Genomic DNA, 20,147 nt, shown 5'->3' with positions numbered 1-20,147 from the left:
TGAACCCTCCTATTTCTGGTCCATACCGCCCTGCACTCTCCCTACAATGCCTCCTTCTAACATCACTTTAATGCCTCGCGGATGAGTGGGAGAATTGGTTAGTATTCTCTGGACCACACCTTCTGTCAGCTTGCCCGTTCTCTGATCCTGTTTTTGTACCACCATAACCCGGTCACCGATTTTAATATCTTTTCTTACTGTTCCGTCCATCTTTGTTCCTTTCAATACTGAAGTTTGTCAGGGGGCTCCTCATACCCCCTAATTTAATAACCGTTACATAATAATATCCAAATAAATCAATAATAAGCCCAAACTCAATATTTTGGAGAGGAGATCATGTAATGGATTATAGTTTAATCTGGAAAACAATTGTTATATTCTTTGCTGGAAAACTTATACTGCGGTTGGGAGGTCGTAAATCAATTTCACAGATGACAATCACTCAGACCATTGTTATGGTTGGCATCGGTTCTCTTTTAATACAACCTATCGCCGGAGATAAAATCTGGAGCACATTAATGATTGCATTTATTTTCACTATGCTAATGGTTTTTTCAGAGTATCTGGAAATAAAATTTGACATATTCGAATCTCTATTTTCTGGCAAAGCTGTCATTGTAATTGAAAATGGATCAATCATTATAAAAAATCTAAAAAAATTACGTCTTACTGTAGACAGACTTGAAACACGCCTGCGTCAAAACGGTGTAAGTTCTATAAAAGATGTAAAAACAGCTACTATAGAGGTAAGTGGTCAAATAGGCTATGAACTAAAAGATGATAAAAAACCACTGACAAAGGAAGATTTTATTACTATAATGGCAGAATTATCACAGCAGAACCAATTAATGGCAGGTTACCATAAAACTAAAAAAAACGATTCAGACAATATTTTCCGGGAGGTTGCGACTAAAGACAGTGAAGGCAAAAATGAACCTTAATATTTTTATATTTTAACATAATTAAGAGTCATTTCCTGCTGTGAAGTCAATTGCAGAACCATCCTTTTTCTATCCTCGCTAAACGTAAACTTGAGTTTTGTATTCAGTGGTGTCTCATAATGCCAGATACAGGCTGAAAACTCCTCATGATTCCACTCTCCATAGCAGACTGCTCTGAAAAAGGATTCTTCTTCCCAGTACGGTTTTGTGTTCTCCACCCATTTTTTTTCTGTAAAACGAACCACATATATGGGCTGAGAATTTTCTTCGTTATACAGGGCAAGCAGACACTCTCCGTTTTCAAAATTAAATCCGATCTTCTTTATTTTGAAATCTTTCTCCGACCCGGTATCACTAGAAAGCTTATAGGAAGCCCGAAATACGGGATAAGATACTGCATTTTCGTTCACCTTCATATGTGTCTGACATGCCACAAACTCAGCCAGTTTATGATAATCATCACACTGAGGCAGAGCAGCTTCCCCTTTAATCGCCGGAAGAAGATCACTCCAGATCAGTTTCATGAATTTACCCATGTCGGCATTGCTTGTTACAGCAATCACACAATTATATTCAGGCATAACAATACAGTATTGTCCATACATGCCATCTCCGCGGTACACTCCTTCAGGTACACATCTCCAGAACTGGTAACCATAGCCCTGAGCCCAATCATTGTCCGCCTCGTCTCCGTTGTCAATCTGTTTGGACGTTGCTTCCTCTATCCATGCAGCAGGTAACAGCTGCCGTCCGTTGTATTCTCCTTTTTGCAGAAGCATCTGCCCAAAAACGGCGATATCCTCTGTTTTTATGTTTAACCCAAAGCCACCGTAACTGATACCTGAATTATCTTCATCCCAGACGGGGTCAATTCCCAGCGGCTCAAACAGCCTGGGCATAAGATAGTCAACAAGTTTCTGGCCGGTTAATCTTGTAATAATTGCAGAACACATATAGGTAGCCATGGTATTGTAAAAAAATGCGCTCCCCGGCTCATTCTTCACATGGGAACTTAAGAATCCCAGGATGTTATTATAATTCTCATCATCCCAGTTCCAGTTCTCATATACCATTCCGGTTCCCATTGTCAGAAGGTTTTTCACGGTCATTTTCTTAATTTTCTCGTCAACCTTCTCCCCCAGTTCTTTCATTTCAGCCGTAAAAATGTCAGCAATCCGTGTTTCTGTCGTCAGCAGTCCCTCCTCAATTGCCAGGCCAATTGCCATGGATGTGAAGCTTTTGCTTAAGGAAAACAGTTGGTGTCTGTACTGGGGACCATACGGCTTCCACCAGCAGTCTGCAATATTTTTGCCGTTCTTAAGCAGCATAAATGAATGAAGTTCTAAATCCTGTCCGTTTACCTTGTTTAAAAATTCCAGAATCGCCTGGGAATGAACTCCCTGTGATTCTGGTGTCGCTTTTTCAAGTCTCATACATTACCTCCCAGATTATAATCAGATCCTTTTGTATTACCATTGTATGATAAATTGGGAATTAATACAATTAAAGATGTTTACATTTTCATATCAGTATTAAGACTGGTTTTTCCTAATCTTGATATTAATTAAATCATTAATGGCACTATCAGGTTATGACCAGTCAAAACTCCCATCTATTCTAATGAACCATCATAGGGAATCATCACCTTTTCATATTGATACTGCCCTGCCTCCACAGTCATCCGGCTCATCGTGATCTCTAAATTAAATCGCCTCTTACCGCAGCTGCCAGGATTAAGAAACAATATTCCTTCTATGACTTCAGCAAAATATTTGTGAGAATGTCCGTAGATCACTACATCCACTTCCGGCAAAGGTTTGGGAATATCTTTCCTGTTGTGAACAATAAAAAATCTTACCCCTTCAATGGTGACAGTAATACTGGCGGGCAGATCTTTGGCCCAGTCCATGTCATTATTGCCGCGCACCATATAGGTCTCCCCCAACCGCCGGACACAGTCAGCAATATAAGGGGTATTAATATCTCCAGCGTGTATGATACAATCTGCTGCATCCAGTTCAGCCATGGCCTGTTCTCTCAGGATGCCATGAGTATCCGATATGATCGCAATGCGTTTCATTGGCTTAACTCACCTCATCAGATCAGCAAATTGCATTATGCTATCTTCAGCAACCCGTGACTGGCTCTGTTCAGATCCTGTAATCTTTTTCATGATAAACTTCTCCAGAAAATTCATTTTGTCATAATTGCATTCCCCTCCAAAGAAACCTTTCGCAGCACATACTGCCAACAATTCTTTGGGGAAAGAGGAGCCAAGCTGCTTTTGTGCATCATCTTCCTTTGCCATTCCACATATAAAAAGCCCCAGTTTTTTCCCTTTAAGAGTACTAAGATTTTCTGAGCAAAAACGCATTACTGGTTTTCTTATCTTCCCTGCATAGACCGAGCCACCTATTATGACTTTATCATATTTTTTCAAATCAGGTATAGTTCTGTTTAAATCACAGATATCAATATTTTCCCCCAGCTTTTTTGCAAGTATCTCAGCGCACGTTTTTGTAAATCCATATTTCGTTGCATATGCTATTAATGTACTCATTTTAATACCTCCCATATAATCATATTGTCTCATTTCTCTATTTCATTCAATGCTTTATGACTCGCCGGCTGGCTGTTTCTTCAGGAAGCATCTTATCAATTTTCATTCATTTTTCCTTTTTAGTTATTCAAACAGATAGCTTGTCATGGATAAAGAACCAAGCATGCAACTATTGTTAAATACGGTTATCTTATCCTCTTCATCAGCTGCTCCAAGCAAATATAAGATGGGATTAAAATGGTCCGGCGCAGGTACAGCTGATTTTGCCGCCTCTCCCTGGCTCATATAGTGAATGACATTTTCATAATTTTTCTTTTTAATATTTTCTTTAACAAAATCATCAAACTGATATGCCCAGTCATACCCCTGGTCTTCCATCCCCCAGTCAATCATTCTTAAGTTGTGTACCTGCAAATATCATGGGCATTTTTGACATACCGTTAACTCCTTTCTCTTCTATATGTATCAATTTATATCCAATAATTTCTGAATATTCTTGCTGCATACGCATTCAATTTCATCTTTATTCATTCCGGCTTCACGCATTTGACTGATTGCAAGATTTATATTATCTATCCCATAAGGAGCATCGCTGCCAAGCAATATTCGTTCGGCGCCAAAGTTTTTCCATGCCCTTACCAACATTTTAGTCGAATGAAGTAATGGACACGAAATATCGAAATATACATTTTTTCCTATTGAGTCATCAAATTCTTCTATTCCGATTAAATGAGCCAGTATAAACGTCACTCCAGAAAACTTTTTTGTTAAAGATATAAACTTTTTCACCTGACTTTTTGATTTTAAATGAATGAATATAGGTTTCTGATTAGATTCCGCCCATTCACAAACCTTAAAAATCCGCTCATCTCCTATATCAAACTTAGTCCAGCACTGATGCATCTTTAACATGCAGATTGAGTATTTTTTTATAAATTTTTCTATTTTTTCTATACAGTCAACTTCAACAGGATTTATCCAATAAGTATTTAATATATAATCAGGAAATTTCTGCGCCATCAATGCAACTGTTTCATTTCCCTGATTTATATACCTGTTCATTTTACTGATTCCTATAATCTTAGCGGTCAAAGCATTATTCATATAAATCAGCCCGGATCCAGAAAAAATCCTCGCTAAATATGGTAGCTTATAAACCTTACTGCTATCAGGTTCACCTGCTGTAAGTACCATTTTATAAACATTATTTAATTTCATATAGCGCACAGTATCATCTGCATTTAAAAACATCCCGCATGCATGGGCATGTCCATCTATTATTTTCATACTCGTTCCTGTTCTCTAAACTAAAATATAGAAATTTACCATATGAAACCCCTATCATAATTTAGAATAAATTAATTCTGCAAATTGCCCATATTGTTTCACTTCTTGCAAGTCAAACCGCTTTAATGCTTCCTTTTGAGTAAACAAGGGAATCCCAGCGCCCAATATTACAGGTGCAATCTGTATTATCATATTGTCTATCATGTTATGATCTAACAATGGAGCTACAATTGTGCCGCCCCCAACAATCCAGATATTTTTATCCTTTTCTATCTGTTTAACAAATTCAACAACATCACTATCGACAGGAATAAAACCACGGATTGATAAATTCTTTGCGTGTGTAAATACATAGTTTTTAGTAGTTGGATAAAAAGTATCTATATTATCCATCTTTTCAATTTCATTAAATGTCCTTTTCCCCATAATAGTAATATCCATGCTGTTGTAAAAACTGTCATAATCTGTTTCTTCTGTATCTCCAGTCTGATAAAGCCATTCCAGGTTATGGTTTCTATCAGCCAGATATCCATCCAAAGTTATACAGCCATAAAAAAACACACTCATTTCACTACTCCTTTCAAGAACTATATTTTAACTCACGACAGATCAAAATATATATTATGATTCTACTACGAAAGCATTTTCTATTCAATTATTTAATTCAATTATCTGTGATGCACTAATAAATTAATATAAAATCACCCTATGCTTTGTCTTCTTTCATAGCATAGGGTGATCATTACAACAAAACTATAGTTATTTACTTTTTAAACTGACTGAGCAATTTCATATGCATCCCAAACAGCTCCCATTAAATTCGATACTTTTGATGAATCTCCAATTAAATGCACATCTGCACCACAATCTTTTATTGCTTCGTATAAAGATTGATCACTGACGTATCCAATACTTGTGATAATTGTGTCGGCTTCTAATTCAACAACACTGCCATTTTCTTCAAACTTAACGCCTCTCGATGTAACAGCAGTAACCTTTGCATTAGTATGAATACCAATTTTGTAAGATGATACAAGATTTTGGAGCATCGTTTTATTTGCAGCATTTAAACCCTGTACCTTTAAAATTTCAGGAAGCATCTCCAGTATTTCAACATGTTTTCCTTTATCTTTTGTCAGACTATAGCCAAGCTCAACGCCAGTAAGCCCTCCGCCTATAATAACCACTTTATCTCCAACAGGTTTTGTCTCCAATAATGCTTCCACGGCGGTAATAACTTTTTCTGAATCTGCTCCTTCTACATTTAGATTTCTTGCAGTAGAACCAGTTGCTACAAAAATAGAATCCGGCTTAGAAGCTTTAATCGTGTTTTCATCTACTTCTGTGTTCATATGAACAGTTACTCCAGTATCTTTCAGTTGTTTCACATACCATTGTATTAATTGCACATGAAGTATCTTTACCAGAGAAAAATCTCTCCAGACAGCCCGCATGACAGCCTATGCAGGGTCTTATATCATCATAATGCCGGGTTTGTACTTTATTTGCCCATTCCGGGTCAGCAAGAAGTGCACGCCCAACTGAAATGGCATCAATACTACCACTGGCTACCGCTTCCGCTGATATTTCAGGATCATCCATTTTACCTGCACAGATCACAGGAATATCAACAAATTTCTTTATATACTGAGCATCAGCCAGATTACAAGCTTTTGGCATATAGACTGGTGGATGTGCAAAATACCAGGATTCATATGTTCCATTGTCTGAATCTAAAGCATCATAACCAGCATCCTGAAGCATCTTTGCAATCTTAGCACTCTCTTCTAAATCGCGGCCAAATTCTTCAAAGTTCTCCCCGGGAAGTGCCCCGTTATCTATGCCAAATCCTTTCATATAGCTTTTAACACTGAATCTGATTAAAACCGGAAAATCTTTTCCGCATTTTTTCTTTATTGCCTGTACTGTTTCTGTAGCAAAACGAAGTCTGTTCTCTAAGCTTCCCCCATACTGATCTGTACGCCGGTTGGTACATTACATAGAAAACTGATCCATTAAGTATCCTTCATGAAGAGCATGAACTTCCACCCCATCAAAGCCTGCCTGTTTTGCAACAAAAGCACCATCGGCATAGGATTGTATAAGAAATTGAACCTCCTCTGTTGTTAAAGCACGATGCATAACCTCTGGGTGCCATACATTGGGATTTTCCGACGAGGAAATTGGATCATTGTCCAAAAAGAAACCGTCTTTACGATTTCTGCCGGCACCGTTTGCTATCTGAAGTACAATTTTGGCTCCATTCTTATGTACTTCGTCGGTAAGCTTTTTGTTGGACTCTATATAAGAATCACCAGCTGTCGCCAATGTAGCACGCATAGAATCCAACTTGTTCTGACATGCGATGCCCGTTGTTACAATAAGTCCTACTCCTCCTTTTGCACGTGCAACGTATAAATCTATGGCATCCTGATTAAAACTTCCGTCAGGATTCTTTGAATGTAACCCCATGGGAGCCATTGCTATTCTGTTTTTCACTTCCATTGTACCTATTTTCATTGGCTGGAATAATGCATTAATGTCACCTTTCATAAAAAACACCTCTCTCTAATAAGTAATATTTATTTTTGTTACCGTGGTATACCTCAATTGTATACCGCAGTATACCATTTGTCAATATTTTGACAAAGATTATTTTATTATTTTAAAAAGTATGATATAATTCTTCATTGACAACATAAATCAAAAACTGCCACAATGGCTTATTTAAACCGGAGGGATAAATTTGATAGAAAATATAAAACATACAATATTAGTGAATGCTATTGAACTTTTTAAGAAAAATGGGTTTGATAATGTAACTATTAATGAAATTTGTGAATCCTGTAATATTACAAAAAGAACATTCTATTATCATTATCATTCAAAGAATACTCTGCTTTTAGATTACTTTTCTTTAGTTGATGAGAATATAGAATCTGCACTGAAGGAGATCGATAAAGAAACAACTTGGCTTGATAAATGCTGGAAAGTGAAGGAAATTTTTTTAAGAGGTATTGCAAATCTGAATACTGATATATTAAAGAATTTGATTAAAATTGATATGGAACAGCAAAATGATATGTTCAGCTTCAAATTAAATAACTTTGACCCAAATCTCACAAGATTGCGGCAAATAGTTATTGAATATACACTTAAAGCACAAGAAGCAGGGGAAATTGACTCTCACTCCTCGGCTGAAGAATTATCCTATTGTTTTGCATCTGCATTTTTGGGTCTTGCTGTAAACTGGAGTTCAACAGGAGGACAATATGATCTGGTGGAAGCATCAAAAAAATACTTCTATCTAATATATAAATAAACTTCGGCTACTAAATCAGTTTTTAACGATACAAAAAGGGCTTCCATTGACTGGCAATTTAATTTAGAAAGGTCTATATTTAAACTTCAATTTCAGTTAAAACCATATTCTTTGCATTCCCTCCAACCCTGACTTCCTGGATTTCGTTTTCATTTACTGATAAGGAAACCAGAATTTCAGATGGCTTTTTCATGGAATATCCCTGTTCAAATACAATGTTGGATTCCTGCCCGCTGTTAATTTTGCCATAGTGGTAAAGATAGCACCCCAGTGCTCCGTTTGAGGTTCCTGTTGCCGATTCTTCCGGGATTTCATATAATGGAGCAAAATTTCTGCAACTGGCATTGGCTCCGTACAGGGATTGGAGGGTAAAAACATGGTAACCAACTGCATTATATTTTTGGCTGATCATTTTTATCTTTTCCATATCCGGTTTCATTGCATTTAAAATCTCAATACTTTTTACAGGTATCATAATATCCCGAAGTCCTGTAGATACGATCTGGGCCGGTAAATCTTCCAGCATTTGCGAGGAATCGATATTTAATGAATCCGCAAGTTCCTCTTTCTCTATTATTACTGAATATACGGGAACCGTTTGGTTCATCATAACGGAATGATCTTCTTTTATTTCAATGCCCAGAATTCCGGCTTTTGTCTCCTGCTTATACTTACCTGGCTTTAATAATCCCAGATGTGCCATTGTATGAAATACAGCAATTGTTGCATGACCACATAAATCAACCTCTTCCTTTGGTGTAAAGAATCTCACTCTAAAATCCGCCGCTTCTGATGGCAATATAAAAGCAGTTTCACTAAATCCCAGAATTGCAGCAATTTTTATCATATCCTTTTCCGATAATGAATCTGCATTTATCACAACCCCTGCAGCATTGCCGCCTTCTTTCGTTTTAGCAAATGAATTTAATTTATATACTTTAACATGCATGGTCATTTCTCCTTATATACTCTGCTATCCAATATGCTATTCACACCCATTTCCTAAAAGGGAAACATATTCTATTGTTTCCGGTTCTATTGTCAGCTTACTATAATAATGAATCAGGGATATCATTAATTTTTTGTTCAGGGGTGCTTATGGGTGAAGTGGTTCATGGAGATACGAAAAAAGATTCCTGCTTTAAAGTCAGGAACCTATAAACAAATATCCATCGAATATCAAAAGCCATTCATTTTCCAACGTGACCTGGGTGAAGAACATGTGATCGTTATGATTAACGTAACTCCCAATGATCACATCGTAGATCTGGAGCAATAATCGTTATATTTCCCTTTTAAAAAATCCGGTGGCATTATAAGCCCAGGTACCTTCTGATAATTCAATTGTTTTTGTTATATCAGAATTGCCAAAGGTTAGTTTCTGACCGTCTTCTGCCTGAAAGCTCCCGGACTGAACAACCACCCCGCTGCCATTGTTGCTGATTATAAAAGCCGGAGTCCCTGTCTGAGGGCATATTAAATCTGCCTCTGATTCTGACAAAGGCTTCTGTGATACACCGGGACCAGCATCAGCAAAGGATACCATATTTGTACGAATTAAGGTGCCTATCACAATCAGGCAAAGTGCGATTATTCACAGAAATTTTTTCCTTCTTCCAAGTTGTAATGTAATCATAAAATCCCCCTTTTTATCTGCAAATGCAGTATATTTATATCCTACACCTGCAGTTAACCTTCGTCAAGTTCATATCTTATCTTACAAGCCTTTCTTCTTGCCTTTCGTACCACTGAGCCTGTGCTGCCCACATATCAGCGTATTTGCCCGAACGGGAAAGCAGCTCTGCATGTGTCCCCATGTCAACGATTTTTCCATGATCCAGCACTACAATTCGGTCTGCAAGCTTTGCAGAGCCGAGACGGTGGGTCACCACAACTGCGCATTTCCCTTCTGCCAGCCGTTGAAATTGTTTATAAATCCTGGTCTCCTCAATCGGATCAATGGCAGATGTGGGTTCATCCAGAACAATAAAACCATTCACACGGTATAACCCTCTGGCAATGGCAATCCGCTGCCATTGTCCTCCGGATAAATCAATTCCGCCAAATTCAGGTGAAAGCATATCATCCATCCGGATACTGCCCTTTTCAAAACCGGCCTCACGAAGGGCATCTTCCGCCTGACCGGAACCGGCTCTTGCCAGGCTGTCACTGATAGCCACATTCTCTTCAAGCGTCATTTTGTACCGCTGATATTTCTGGAATACGCCAGATATGCCCTTAAATAAAGAAACAGGAGCAATCTTTGAGGTGTCAAGGCCACCGATTGTTACCCTGCCTTCCGTAGGGCGGTATATCCCAGTCAGCAAACGCACAAGTGTACTCTTCCCCGCTCCATTTTCTCCTACTATGGCGATGGTCTCCCCCTCTGCCATATTCAGTGACAAGTTCTTAACCGCCGGTTTCTCTCTGCCCGGATAGGTATAACTGACTGCATAAGCAACAACACCTTTCGTGAAATCCGGCACCCCGCCAGAACCTGTGCGTTCCTCCATGTCAAGCAGATGAAGAAAGTTGTTAACCTTTCCGATATCCCGATTCATACTGCTGATGTGCTTTCCCACGATTTCATCCATAATAGCGAAAATCTGTCCCAGCGCCGCAAACACAGCCGCAAACATCCCGATGGTAATTTCCCCGTCCATGGTTGCAGTAAAGAGCAGATAGGCCGACGTGCCCATACCTGTAAATGTTGTAATGTTCAGCATCAGCTTTAGCAATGCAGTTTTCCTTTCTGCCTGCCATATCTTACAGGTAAGTAATTCCATTGTGTCTGTAAACAGCTGATTAAAAAATGAAAACGCTCCTAATATACGGGTTTCTTTAAAATACTCTCTGTCACAGATTGCCTTCTGGTAATATTCATTCTCCCTGCGCAATGGCGCACTCTGTTCTTCCAGTCTTGTGAACACTCTGACATGAATGGTCTGCGCCAGTATGGCAGGGATAAAAGCCAATAATAAAGTAATTAACAGCAGTGGCTTTAACGTAAACAGATAGGCCCCGATCGACAGGAAATATACTCCATAAAAAGAGATACAAAGAAATAAAATCATACAGAATAAAGGGATTGCCAGGATTCCCTCCCTGGCCTTGTTTAAATCATCCAGAAAATCTGTGTTCTCAAATTGGGCGGGATCGATATTCTTAAGCTTCCGGTGAAGCAAAACAGTCAGTTTTCCGGTTGATTTCGGAAAAAGAATACCAGTTCCATGAAAGTTATGAACACCATTTAAAATCTGCTGTCCAAATGTTACACCAGACAATAGTAACAGAGAAACCAGACATTCCGGGAATCCCGCTTCATTAGCAGCTGCTTTGGAAATCGTATCAAAAAGATGCTGCGTTGCTATAACTGTCAGCGAAAATGACAGCCCATGCATAACAGCCAGCAGGTTTTCAAGGATGCAATTGAACGGTGCTGTCTGAAACTCTAATGGTATAATCCGGCCAATAACTTTAAAGAACGTGTAATTCTTCTTTTCTTCATTCACAGATACCACCCCCTCTGAGCCTCAAACATCCCGGCATACGCTCCGTTTGCTGCCATCAGCACTTCATGAGTTCCTCGTTCTATAATCCTCCCGCTGTCAATAACCAGTATCTCGTCAGCCAGCTTGGTCGATCCAAGACGGTGACTGACAAAAACTGTAGTCTTACCTAGCATCAGCTTCTCAAAATCTCTGTAAAGCAGGCTCTCACTGATGGGGTCCAGAGCAGAAGTGGGTTCATCCAGCATTTTAACAGGAGCTCTGCTGTTCAATGACCGTGCGATGGCCACACGCTGCCACTGACCACCGGAAAGATCCTGTCCGCCAGCCATTATCTTACCTAACGGAGTATCCAGCCCATGATTCAGCGAGCTAACCGTCTCATCTAAACCGGCCAGATGTGCCGCCTGCTGCTCATTTCCTTTTCTATGTACATCGCCAAGAGTTATATTATCTTTCAACCGTATATAGTATCTGGCAAAATCCTGATATACCACAGAGAACAGGGCCTTGACCGTGCTGGCCGGATATTCCCGAAGTTCCTTCCCATTTATCAGAATCTCACCCTCATATTGTGTAAACAATCCTGTTAACAGCTTGGTAATGGTGGTTTTGCCTGCACCATTTTTACCAACAAAGGCATAATGACGCCCTGCCTCCAGTTTAAAAGAAAGTCCGTCCAATACCAGCCGTTCACTGCCCGGGTATCGAAAGCTGACATTGCGAAATTCCAGTGAATCAAATGCCAGAGGATTGGCATCCGGTTCAGTCAATGCATCTTTTGTCTGACTCATTGCAGCAAATTCAGTTAAATCCTTCATATATTCTCCCACACGGGATATGTTTTCAAGGGCTTGTGTCATCTGATAACCCAGTTTCTGAATCATGCCAAATACTGCACTTACGATACCCATAAACCACCCCGCTGTCATATGACCGGACACCACCGGTCCGATCAGTGTCAATGCCACCAGCAGGGAAATCAGAACCATAAGCAGACTGGAGCACTTAATAGTCAGGAACATTCTGGCCGTCACTTTCAGCTGTAATTTCCGTCCTGCTTCATACTGGCTGCACCACTTATCATTGATCGCATCGCTATAGCCGAACAGGGTACGCTCGTCCACATTATCTCGCCCGGTCAGCACTTCTCCCAGATAATCTGTGCGCCGGTTGAATTTCTCAGCCTCGCGCCCTGCCTGATAGGTCTTTTTTCCGGCACGCACCGACAACCAGAACATGGGTGCTGAGAAGATTAAGATGATAAATGCCGCCCACCAGACCTGCGTTATTATTAAAATCAGAACAGAAGACAGGGAGATAATAATCTGCGTAAACTGTACATACGCATCCACACCTGCCATAACGGAATTAACCGGATCCCGGGATACACGTGAAATCAATTCCCAGCTGGTGTTATTCTCAATATGTCTGTAATCCAATGCAGCATAAATTCTCACCACAGACGGCATCAGTCTGCGTTTAAGGTTTAACCGGATACGGGAACCCGCCAGCTGGACCAGCGCACCAATCGTGGTGGTCACACCAAGCGTCACTAACAATAATATCAATGGCAGATAAATATCATCACGCGGGCGTGCTCCCCTTAATATATCAGACGCAGTATCCACAAAACCAGCTGTAGCCAGAGCCAGAGCCGCCGTCTGAATAATAGCTTGGATAACAGATAAGAGTATCACTGATACCATACAGACAGGGGACGCTTTAAATGCCAGCCTCACTGTGTCAAAAGAATGATAGCTTTTCTTATTTTCAATCATACCCACTCCCCTAGTTTTTTTGATTAATAACTTTATTGATATTATAAGTCATATGACACACAATGTCATTAACATATAAAAATGATTGTATCAGAAAATGCCCCCGGAGTTTATAACATCCAGGGGCCAACACACCTTTTAGAAGCTGGGAATAATTACAGCATCTTCTTAAATTTCCTGATTACCTTTTGTTCATATTCCGGATCGCTGCCACCCCTGCCAATCCGGTCACAAAGCCCAAGCAGTGCAACTTCACTGACATCGGTTTCCTGTTTCATCCTGCCGGCATCGCCAAAAGGAAGTCCTTCCGTTATATACATCACGTGCATATGATAACGGACCAGTTTTACAACTGACTGAATCCATAATGCATCACTGGAAAAACAGGACAGAAAATCTTCTGCCAGTTGTTCTCCTTCAGAATCATGATTATAAGCTGTGATTTTTTCTTTTTTTATTCTTGTCACCACTGGTTTACCAATATCATGAAGCAGCGCTGCCCACATCAGAGTTTTTTCTGACTTACTTTCCTGTTTCCGTTTTGCCGCCTCATCCACCACCATCATCGTATGCTTCCATACACTTCCTTCCGGGTGGTAACGTTTTGACTGAGGTGTATCCTTCATTCTTAACAGCATGGAAAAGGGATAATCAGAAAACCATGGTTCCATGCTGATCTGTTCAAGATAATCAGATGGAGATTTATCATGAAGCAGATGATATTCTATTTGCTGAAACTGAAGTTCCATAGTATTTTTCTCTGACATAAGCTCTGCCTTTCTTTATAATTCATTTACGTTGACATTCTTTTTTTGAATTAGCTTTTTCCCACCTAAAGTAAATGCATTCCGGGGGCAGTAATTGACACACCTCATGCAGTCGATGCACTGGTTATGGTGGATTTTCATACACTGATTATCCGTAAACTCAATGGCATGAACAGGACAGTGTTTTTCGCAAACCCGGCATCTGATACATAATGTATCGTCTATCCTGATAAACTGACTGGTTTTTTCCCAAATAAAATGACCTCTGGAAATAAGTCTCATCAGATCGGACAGTACTGGTATCCGCTTCCACTTAGCACTTCCATCTATCAGTGCCTGTACATATTCTTCTGCCTGAAGTAAGGCTGTTTCATTTTTCTTCTTTCCTGTATCTGCCTTTTTTTCTGTCATCTGCATGCTTGTCGCCATTTTAAACTCACGTGCACCTATACATTGATATCCTTTCGCTGTCAGGGCCTTTTTCATAGGTCCTACAATACCACCGGAAAAGCTTTCCATGGTATCTGCCAGAAAAACGTTTCTTTTCTTCCCTTCCGGTAATCTTTTTACAAAATTCCATACAATTGGAAAGGTAGACTCCATGGCTACCGGAACCACAATACCCAGATGACAGTCATTTTCCAGCTCTACCGATTCAGACGTGGATATATTTCTCAATGTGACAGAATATTTCTGCTTCTCAAATGCTTCTTTTATCTTTTTTGCAAGAAGAAGAGTGTTTCCTGTCCCTGAAAAATAATAAATTATTATTGGTTTTTCAAGCAGCATGGTCACACCCCCACTCCAATTACAGAAACAAATATAAATAGCAGCACAGCAAACGATGTATTTACAATTTCAAGAAGCATTAATGTCTTTGACATCTTATCAGGGGATTTAGGGAAAATTCTCCTAAATCAATCATATATACAATAAAATAAAGCACAGAAATTATTTTAGCCATTGGTAACGCATAGGAATTCTCCACTAAAAGTAAATAACTTGTTATATAGGAAGTAATTCCTAATGTAATAAGAAACACGTTAAACCCCCAAAATACAACGCCCTTCAATCCCCGAAAGTTTCTGTTTTCAATTGGTCCTCCCGGAACTAATATAGTCAGTAATGTCACATTAATAAACATCAGTATGCTTGCTAATATCTTAATACTTTGCATATCAACCATCCCTTTCTGTTTTAGATAATATAATCTTACCAATCAGGCGGTCCGGTTGTATTGTAAAAAATCGGCGTTACTACTATTAACAGCAATCATTCACTCCATTACTATTTAAAATATGCTGCAATGTTAATTCACTATTTACATGTTCTAATTCATTGGCCGTTTTGCCCGAAAACTTCTTTGCATTCTTTATCAGGTGAGATTGATCATAATAATAATTCTGCATATGTTTTCTACGATCTTCGTTCTCAATATTTTTTCTGAATTTGATAATGTTACCATATGTTTTCGGTGTCAATCCCACACTCTTTTTAAAAAAACGCTCCAGTGCACTGATTGAGAGGCGGAAGAACTCAGCCATCTCGTTAATATTTAAATCCTCGTAATTGGATTCAATATAATCGGTCATTTCACTAATTCGACGGGAATTCTTATCAATAATCATTTTAGCTTTAAGATATTCGTAAATCTTATCTACTTTTTTATCAATCCCATTTAATTTTTCTATTTGATGATATACTTTATGAAGTGTCAAATCAACTTCCTTCGCATCTATTATCCTGTCCGCAATGGAAGTTCCCGGGATATGAAAGAATGATATTAATCCTGCTGGTTTTAAGGAAATACCGATTTGTTCCAGCTTACTCCCGTATCGAACATGTCTGGCACTTTTTATCTGGCCTATGATTGCAGTATCTGGAATCAATATTTCCCTTTCCCGCTCAATCAGCTTATAATCTGATCCATAATTAAATATAAGATTGATGTGCCCCAGAGGCATAATAATATCTTCCCGCTCTTCCTCCTTAAGCAACTCCGATTCTACAACCCATATATAATCCACAAAGTTCTGCAGCATACCGGAAGGACCGAATTGTTTTATCTCCATATCCAGTTCTCCTTTTCTGTCGTAATTATTTTTAGCTTATAGGAAAGTTTTATTCATGACCATACACACCACTTCCTAATCCCGGTGGACTGGTACAGCTCTCGCATATTCTAATATAGGGCAAATTCTCAAGAATTATCTCTTCACGAATGGGTTCCAGGTTCTCATGTTCAATCTCCGCTATCAGTACATCTGCTATTCTTTTAATCCAGAATTCAAATGGCTGGTATACACTTGTTAATCTGGGTTTTATCTGCTGACCCAGAGGAATTCCATCATATCCAATGATCGATATCTCGTCAGGTACGGTAATCCCTCTCTGAAATAAAGCGGATATCATTCCAATTGCCAGTTCATCCGATACACAAAACAATGCACTTGGTCTGTCATCTGTTTTACTTATTTCATTTACAATATTCCAGCCATTATGCATTCTGATATCACTTTTATAAAAATAATTTTTATTAATGTTGATATTATGGTCTTTCAAAGCCTGTTTAAAACCGTCATATCTGGCATCCAGATAACAGTTTTTACCATAATACTCAAAAAAAACGCAGCCAATTTTTTTGTGTTCCAATGAGATTAAATACTCTCCAACCTTGTAGGAAGCATCGTAATTAATCTGATTGTAACTAACCCCTTTCACCAGAGGTTCTGAATGCAAAAAGGGAACTTTTGATAGACTTTTCAGACGCTTAGCGGATAATTCATCTAAATGAAACAAAGCAATGATACCTTCAACACGGCGGGCAGTAAGCTCATGAATGGCAGTTTCTTTTTGCTTCATGCTTGTACCAACAATATTGATGAGTGCCTGATATCCTGCCTGAGCAATATGCTGAGTGATCTGGGGTAAAATTTCAGAGTGAAATTGATTAATATGGTCTTCTATCAGGATACTAATCATAAACGTACGCTTAGAAGCATTAAAACGGTCCGATGACTTTGGATAATAGTTATATTTTATAACCGTATCAAGTACTTTCTCTTCCAGTTTCTTACTTACAGGTTTGGAATGATTGAGTACTCTTGATACCGTGGCAATGGATACACCTGCTTTCTGAGCTATAAATTTAATGTCAACCATGAAACCTCCTTAGCACTTAATACTCATAATTATATCGATAAGTACTTGCAATGTAAATGTTTTCCCGTATTATATTTGTAGTGTATCTAATTTTAACAAAATACCTACATATGAGGAGGACTATTCATGTCAGATACGAAAGAAGCATTCAAAAAAAAGAAAAAACTTCAAATTCTTGTTCCAATTCTTGGTTTAATAGTTGCAATTATTTTATTTCTAATTTCCATTCGCCCGGCAGCAGTCGTGGTCATTATTGGAGTTGTGATATTTTCAAAGATTAACTGGAGATGTCCAAAATGCAATCATTATCTGGGAAAAGGATCGAATCCGAAAATCTGCAGCAATTGCGGCGAAGAATTGCAATAAAATTAGTCTGGAAAAGGGGCACACCAGGTGCCCCTTTTCCAGACAGCCATTTGCTTTATACCATAACAAAATGCTTTTCTCCATCATCTTCCAGTGAAATTCTGTTCCCCTGAACCGCCCTTCCATCCACCGTAACTGTCTCTGTTGTCAGCATGCCCTTGCTTCTGCTCTCAACCCGGATTTCATATAGGGAACTCCCATACTTATATTCGACGGAAAAATCACCGAAATCAGCAGGAGTTGCCGGATCAATCACCAGTTCATTTCCTTCTTTTCTAATACCCAGGAACCAGCTTAACAGTCCCTGATACATCCAGCCTGCCGAACCGGTATACCAGCTCCATCCGCCTCTTCCTGTATAGGGTGGGCTTAAGGATATATCAGCGGTAATAACATAAGGTTCTTTCTCGTATCGGAGAACCTCCTTCTTTTTCTGCGTAATATAGATGGGGTTCAGTATGGTAAAAAGGGTCTGTGCCATGTCATAATTGTGCTGCATGGCTGTTGCAATTGCAAGCCAGACCGCTGCATGGGTGTACTGGCCTCCGTTTTCCCGGATTCCGGGGATATAATTCTTAATATATCCCGGATTTTTACTGGTTTTATCAAAAGGCGGCGCCAATAGCAGGGAAAGAGCATCCTCTTCCCTTACCAGATAACGCCACGCTGACTTCATTGCTGTTTCTGCACGTTCCGCCTGCGCTCCTTTTGAGATCACGCTCCAGGATTGGCTGATGGAATCAATCATGCATTCATCATTTTCTTTTGAGCCAAGCTTCGATCCATCGTCATAAAATGCCCGGAGGTACCACTCGCCATCCCAGGCGTTTTCTTCAATACTCTGCAGCAGCTTTTCCCGCTTCTGTTCCAGTTCCCGGCCATAAACGTTATCGCCTTCCTGATCGCAGAGAGGAATAAAATCACTTAATACGGTATAGAAAAACCAGGCAAGCCATACACTTTCCCCCTTCCCCAGCATTCCAACTTCATTCATACCATCATTCCAGTCACCTCCCCCCATGAGAGGAAGTCCATGTTCTCCAAATGAAGTCCGTTCTATGGCTTTTTTGCAATGTTCGTAGACACTTTCAACCCTAACGGACACTTCCGGTGTGAACATGATATCATGCTGGTTTTCCTCCAGTACCGGTCCTTTGATATAAGGCACCATTTCCTTTAGAATTGACAGATCCCCTGTACTTCGGATATAAGCCGCCGTGCAATAAGGCAGCCAGAGAAGATCATCCGATATCCTGGTTCTCACACCGACTCCCATAGGCGGATGCCACCAATGCTGGACATCCCCTTCTTCAAACTGCCTGCTGCAGGCAATTAAAATCTGCCCCCGCAGAATATCCGGAGCTGTAAACAGCAGGGAAAGGGTATCCTGAAGCTGATCCCGGAATCCATAAGCTCCCCCGCATTGATAAAATCCTGCTCTCGCCTGTATACGGCAGGAAACAGACTGATATAGCAGCCAGCCGTTTAAAAGGATATCAACAGCCCGGTCCTTTGTTTTTACCTGCATCGTACCTAATAACTTATCCCAGTATGCTCTGACTCTTTCAAGCTCTTTTTCTGCCGCAGCCAATTCCCGGTACTTATTTCTGATTTTGTTTATCTCATTCAGACTGCTGCTCTGTCCCAGTCCAAAGACTACTGTCTTGCTTTCCTGGGGCTGCAGCGCAACAGAAACCTGTATTGCGCCACAGGGATCATAGCATACTCCTGTATTGCAGGTAAGCTTGACCTCCGCTCCCCGCGGTTCCCGGATACTGCCTTTGTGCCCCAGAAACTCCTTCCTGTCTCCGGTATATCCTACAATTGTCTCATTGGAGAATAAATAGGATATATTGTTTTGGAAGTTCATGGTGTAAATGTTTTTTGCATAAAGAAATTCATGTTCATTATCATAGGAAGTAAGAATATAGGGATTTGTCTGTTCACTTTGTGTACCCAGAACCCATTCCACATAGTAGGTCAGGCTTAAATATTTTACTTTATCTGATTGATTTTTAAGCTTTAAGTTCCATAACTTTAACGATTCATCCAAAGGGCAGAAAACTGTCAGTTCCTGATCAATCAGTGATTCCTCATGAAGGAATCTGCTGTATCCAAAGCCATGCCTCACCCGGTATATTCCCCTGTCCGATCTGCCTAAGGACATGGGAGTCATCACCTCTCCGGTTATTTCATCCAGAATATAGACTGCCTCGGAGGCTTTGTCACTGACCGGATCATTGGACCAGGGTGTAATCTTATTTTCCCTGCTGTTAATGTTCCAGGTAAAGCCAGCACCCGACTCTGATATCTGGAAACCGAAGTTCTTGTTTGAGATAACATTAATCCAGGGTGCCGGCGGCCTGTTATTCCCGTCAAGGAGGATTTCATACTCTCTGCCCTCACAGACAAATCCCCCGAAACCATTAAAAAATTCGTAATTTTCCATAAG

At 39.8% G+C, this 20,147-nt stretch carries 22 protein-coding genes and 1 pseudogene; 4 read left to right on the top strand and 19 right to left on the bottom strand.

The genetic code is table 11. From position 1 onward, the window contains the following. Window positions 1-9 precede the first annotated feature (9 nt). Window positions 10-210, bottom strand: coding sequence for a YwbE family protein (locus tag CRO04_RS11650; RefSeq protein ID WP_097004415.1), 201 nt, complete (start codon window positions 208-210; stop codon window positions 10-12). A gap of 131 nt (window positions 211-341) precedes the next feature. On the opposite strand from CRO04_RS11650, the gene CRO04_RS11645 reads away from it, so the two are divergent. Further along, window positions 342-941 carry a DUF421 domain-containing protein gene (locus tag CRO04_RS11645; protein WP_097004414.1) on the top strand — a complete coding sequence of 200 codons (600 nt, stop codon included), beginning with the start codon at window positions 342-344 and terminating at the stop codon, window positions 939-941. A 5-nt stretch (window positions 942-946) separates the two neighbouring features. Here the strand turns inward: CRO04_RS11645 and CRO04_RS11640 are convergent, their stop codons facing one another. The 8 genes and pseudogenes from CRO04_RS11640 to CRO04_RS26830 form a co-directional block, all read right to left on the bottom strand. Further along, window positions 947-2,374: a serine hydrolase domain-containing protein gene (locus tag CRO04_RS11640; protein ID WP_097004413.1), complete on the bottom strand. Its 1,428-nt coding sequence runs from the start codon at window positions 2,372-2,374 to the stop codon at window positions 947-949. Window positions 2,375-2,553: 179 nt separating this feature from the next. Beyond that, window positions 2,554-3,021 (bottom strand): metallophosphoesterase family protein, encoded by a 468-nt coding sequence (locus tag CRO04_RS11635; protein WP_097004412.1) that lies wholly within the window; start codon window positions 3,019-3,021, stop codon window positions 2,554-2,556. A gap of 9 nt (window positions 3,022-3,030) precedes the next feature. Continuing rightward, a complete protein-coding gene (locus tag CRO04_RS11630) occupies window positions 3,031-3,501 on the bottom strand; it encodes a flavodoxin domain-containing protein (RefSeq protein ID WP_097004411.1) in 471 nt (156 codons plus the stop codon). Window positions 3,502-3,624: 123 nt separating this feature from the next. Next, window positions 3,625-3,894: a dioxygenase gene (locus CRO04_RS11625; RefSeq protein WP_097004410.1), complete on the bottom strand. Its 270-nt coding sequence runs from the start codon at window positions 3,892-3,894 to the stop codon at window positions 3,625-3,627. 72 nt (window positions 3,895-3,966) lie between these two features. Next, entirely contained in the window at window positions 3,967-4,788 is an 822-nt protein-coding gene (locus CRO04_RS11620; protein WP_097004409.1) for an amidohydrolase family protein, read from the bottom strand. Window positions 4,789-4,842: 54 nt separating this feature from the next. After that, window positions 4,843-5,355 carry a dihydrofolate reductase family protein gene (locus CRO04_RS11615; RefSeq protein WP_097004408.1) on the bottom strand — a complete coding sequence of 171 codons (513 nt, stop codon included), beginning with the start codon at window positions 5,353-5,355 and terminating at the stop codon, window positions 4,843-4,845. Window positions 5,356-5,558: 203 nt separating this feature from the next. Further along, complete coding sequence (locus CRO04_RS26835; protein WP_242974440.1) at window positions 5,559-6,140, bottom strand: FAD-dependent oxidoreductase; 582 nt, start codon at window positions 6,138-6,140, stop codon at window positions 5,559-5,561. Then, window positions 6,121-7,308, bottom strand: a pseudogene (locus CRO04_RS26830) (hypothetical protein). The gene CRO04_RS26835 and the pseudogene CRO04_RS26830 overlap by 20 nt, the downstream one beginning before the upstream one ends. Before the next feature lie 226 nt (window positions 7,309-7,534). On the opposite strand from CRO04_RS26830, the gene CRO04_RS11605 reads away from it, so the two are divergent. Further along, entirely contained in the window at window positions 7,535-8,110 is a 576-nt protein-coding gene (locus tag CRO04_RS11605) for a TetR/AcrR family transcriptional regulator (RefSeq protein WP_166432538.1), read from the top strand. 79 nt (window positions 8,111-8,189) lie between these two features. On the opposite strand, the gene CRO04_RS11600 is transcribed toward CRO04_RS11605, so the two are convergent. Further along, entirely contained in the window at window positions 8,190-9,059 is an 870-nt protein-coding gene (locus tag CRO04_RS11600) for a PhzF family phenazine biosynthesis protein (RefSeq protein WP_097004406.1), read from the bottom strand. Window positions 9,060-9,224: 165 nt separating this feature from the next. On the opposite strand from CRO04_RS11600, the gene CRO04_RS26240 reads away from it, so the two are divergent. After that, entirely contained in the window at window positions 9,225-9,389 is a 165-nt protein-coding gene (locus CRO04_RS26240; protein WP_166432537.1) for a hypothetical protein, read from the top strand. 3 nt (window positions 9,390-9,392) lie between these two features. Here CRO04_RS26240 and CRO04_RS11595 read toward each other — a convergent pair whose 3' ends face one another. The 8 genes from CRO04_RS11595 to CRO04_RS11560 all read right to left on the bottom strand — a co-directional run bounded on the left by CRO04_RS11595 (window position 9,393) and on the right by CRO04_RS11560 (window position 17,329). Next, entirely contained in the window at window positions 9,393-9,611 is a 219-nt protein-coding gene (locus tag CRO04_RS11595; RefSeq protein ID WP_166432536.1) for a hypothetical protein, read from the bottom strand. Window positions 9,612-9,822: 211 nt separating this feature from the next. Further along, window positions 9,823-11,622: an ABC transporter ATP-binding protein gene (locus tag CRO04_RS11590; RefSeq protein WP_097004404.1), complete on the bottom strand. Its 1,800-nt coding sequence runs from the start codon at window positions 11,620-11,622 to the stop codon at window positions 9,823-9,825. Continuing rightward, on the bottom strand, window positions 11,619-13,400 hold the full coding sequence (locus CRO04_RS11585) for an ABC transporter ATP-binding protein (protein WP_097004403.1): 1,782 nt from the start codon (window positions 13,398-13,400) through the stop codon (window positions 11,619-11,621). Before CRO04_RS11585 ends, CRO04_RS11590 begins: the two co-directional genes overlap by 4 nt. 155 nt (window positions 13,401-13,555) lie before the next feature. After that, window positions 13,556-14,167 carry an HD domain-containing protein gene (locus tag CRO04_RS11580; RefSeq protein ID WP_097004402.1) on the bottom strand — a complete coding sequence of 204 codons (612 nt, stop codon included), beginning with the start codon at window positions 14,165-14,167 and terminating at the stop codon, window positions 13,556-13,558. Window positions 14,168-14,182: 15 nt separating this feature from the next. After that, complete coding sequence (locus CRO04_RS11575) at window positions 14,183-14,956, bottom strand: EFR1 family ferrodoxin (RefSeq protein WP_097004401.1); 774 nt, start codon at window positions 14,954-14,956, stop codon at window positions 14,183-14,185. A gap of 79 nt (window positions 14,957-15,035) precedes the next feature. After that, on the bottom strand, window positions 15,036-15,344 hold the full coding sequence (locus CRO04_RS26235; protein WP_097004400.1) for a hypothetical protein: 309 nt from the start codon (window positions 15,342-15,344) through the stop codon (window positions 15,036-15,038). Between the two features lie 85 nt (window positions 15,345-15,429). Further along, window positions 15,430-16,239 (bottom strand): DUF6597 domain-containing transcriptional factor, encoded by an 810-nt coding sequence (locus tag CRO04_RS11565; RefSeq protein ID WP_097004399.1) that lies wholly within the window; start codon window positions 16,237-16,239, stop codon window positions 15,430-15,432. Window positions 16,240-16,288: 49 nt separating this feature from the next. Then, complete coding sequence (locus CRO04_RS11560; protein ID WP_097004398.1) at window positions 16,289-17,329, bottom strand: LacI family DNA-binding transcriptional regulator; 1,041 nt, start codon at window positions 17,327-17,329, stop codon at window positions 16,289-16,291. A 126-nt stretch (window positions 17,330-17,455) separates the two neighbouring features. Between CRO04_RS11560 and CRO04_RS11555 the strand changes: the two genes are divergently transcribed. Further along, window positions 17,456-17,695: a DUF2614 family zinc ribbon-containing protein gene (locus CRO04_RS11555; RefSeq protein WP_097004397.1), complete on the top strand. Its 240-nt coding sequence runs from the start codon at window positions 17,456-17,458 to the stop codon at window positions 17,693-17,695. A 55-nt stretch (window positions 17,696-17,750) separates the two neighbouring features. Here CRO04_RS11555 and CRO04_RS11550 read toward each other — a convergent pair whose 3' ends face one another. Continuing rightward, on the bottom strand, window positions 17,751-20,144 hold the full coding sequence (locus CRO04_RS11550) for a GH36-type glycosyl hydrolase domain-containing protein (RefSeq protein WP_097004396.1): 2,394 nt from the start codon (window positions 20,142-20,144) through the stop codon (window positions 17,751-17,753). Window positions 20,145-20,147 lie beyond the last annotated feature (3 nt).

It is taken from the genome of Lacrimispora amygdalina (genome assembly GCF_900205965.1).
In the GTDB taxonomy this organism is placed as follows: Bacteria; Bacillota; Clostridia; order Lachnospirales; family Lachnospiraceae; genus Lacrimispora; species Lacrimispora amygdalina_A.
The sequence above is the reverse complement of the archived record's forward strand: the minus strand, read 5'-3'. Positions and strand labels throughout refer to the sequence as shown.

Coding starts and splice junctions, on each gene's coding strand:
- CRO04_RS11565 (WP_097004399.1), bottom strand. CDS start 16,239: ATGGAGATAAAACAATTCGGTCCTTCCGGTATGCTGCAGAACTTTGTG.
- CRO04_RS11635 (WP_097004412.1), bottom strand. CDS start 3,021: ATGAAACGCATTGCGATCATATCGGATACTCATGGCATCCTGAGAGAA.
- CRO04_RS11620 (WP_097004409.1), bottom strand. CDS start 4,788: ATGAAAATAATAGATGGACATGCCCATGCATGCGGGATGTTTTTAAAT.
- CRO04_RS26235 (WP_097004400.1), bottom strand. CDS start 15,344: ATGCAAAGTATTAAGATATTAGCAAGCATACTGATGTTTATTAATGTG.
- CRO04_RS11560 (WP_097004398.1), bottom strand. CDS start 17,329: ATGGTTGACATTAAATTTATAGCTCAGAAAGCAGGTGTATCCATTGCC.
- CRO04_RS11575 (WP_097004401.1), bottom strand. CDS start 14,956: ATGCTGCTTGAAAAACCAATAATAATTTATTATTTTTCAGGGACAGGA.
- CRO04_RS11615 (WP_097004408.1), bottom strand. CDS start 5,355: ATGAGTGTGTTTTTTTATGGCTGTATAACTTTGGATGGATATCTGGCT.
- CRO04_RS11630 (WP_097004411.1), bottom strand. CDS start 3,501: ATGAGTACATTAATAGCATATGCAACGAAATATGGATTTACAAAAACG.
- CRO04_RS11550 (WP_097004396.1), bottom strand. CDS start 20,144: ATGGAAAATTACGAATTTTTTAATGGTTTCGGGGGATTTGTCTGTGAG.
- CRO04_RS11555 (WP_097004397.1), top strand. CDS start 17,456: ATGTCAGATACGAAAGAAGCATTCAAAAAAAAGAAAAAACTTCAAATT.
- CRO04_RS11585 (WP_097004403.1), bottom strand. CDS start 13,400: ATGATTGAAAATAAGAAAAGCTATCATTCTTTTGACACAGTGAGGCTG.
- CRO04_RS11650 (WP_097004415.1), bottom strand. CDS start 210: ATGGACGGAACAGTAAGAAAAGATATTAAAATCGGTGACCGGGTTATG.
- CRO04_RS11640 (WP_097004413.1), bottom strand. CDS start 2,374: ATGAGACTTGAAAAAGCGACACCAGAATCACAGGGAGTTCATTCCCAG.
- CRO04_RS11580 (WP_097004402.1), bottom strand. CDS start 14,167: ATGTCAGAGAAAAATACTATGGAACTTCAGTTTCAGCAAATAGAATAT.
- CRO04_RS26835 (WP_242974440.1), bottom strand. CDS start 6,140: ATGAACACAGAAGTAGATGAAAACACGATTAAAGCTTCTAAGCCGGAT.
- CRO04_RS11625 (WP_097004410.1), bottom strand. CDS start 3,894: ATGATTGACTGGGGGATGGAAGACCAGGGGTATGACTGGGCATATCAG.
- CRO04_RS11600 (WP_097004406.1), bottom strand. CDS start 9,059: ATGCATGTTAAAGTATATAAATTAAATTCATTTGCTAAAACGAAAGAA.
- CRO04_RS26240 (WP_166432537.1), top strand. CDS start 9,225: ATGGAGATACGAAAAAAGATTCCTGCTTTAAAGTCAGGAACCTATAAA.
- CRO04_RS11645 (WP_097004414.1), top strand. CDS start 342: ATGGATTATAGTTTAATCTGGAAAACAATTGTTATATTCTTTGCTGGA.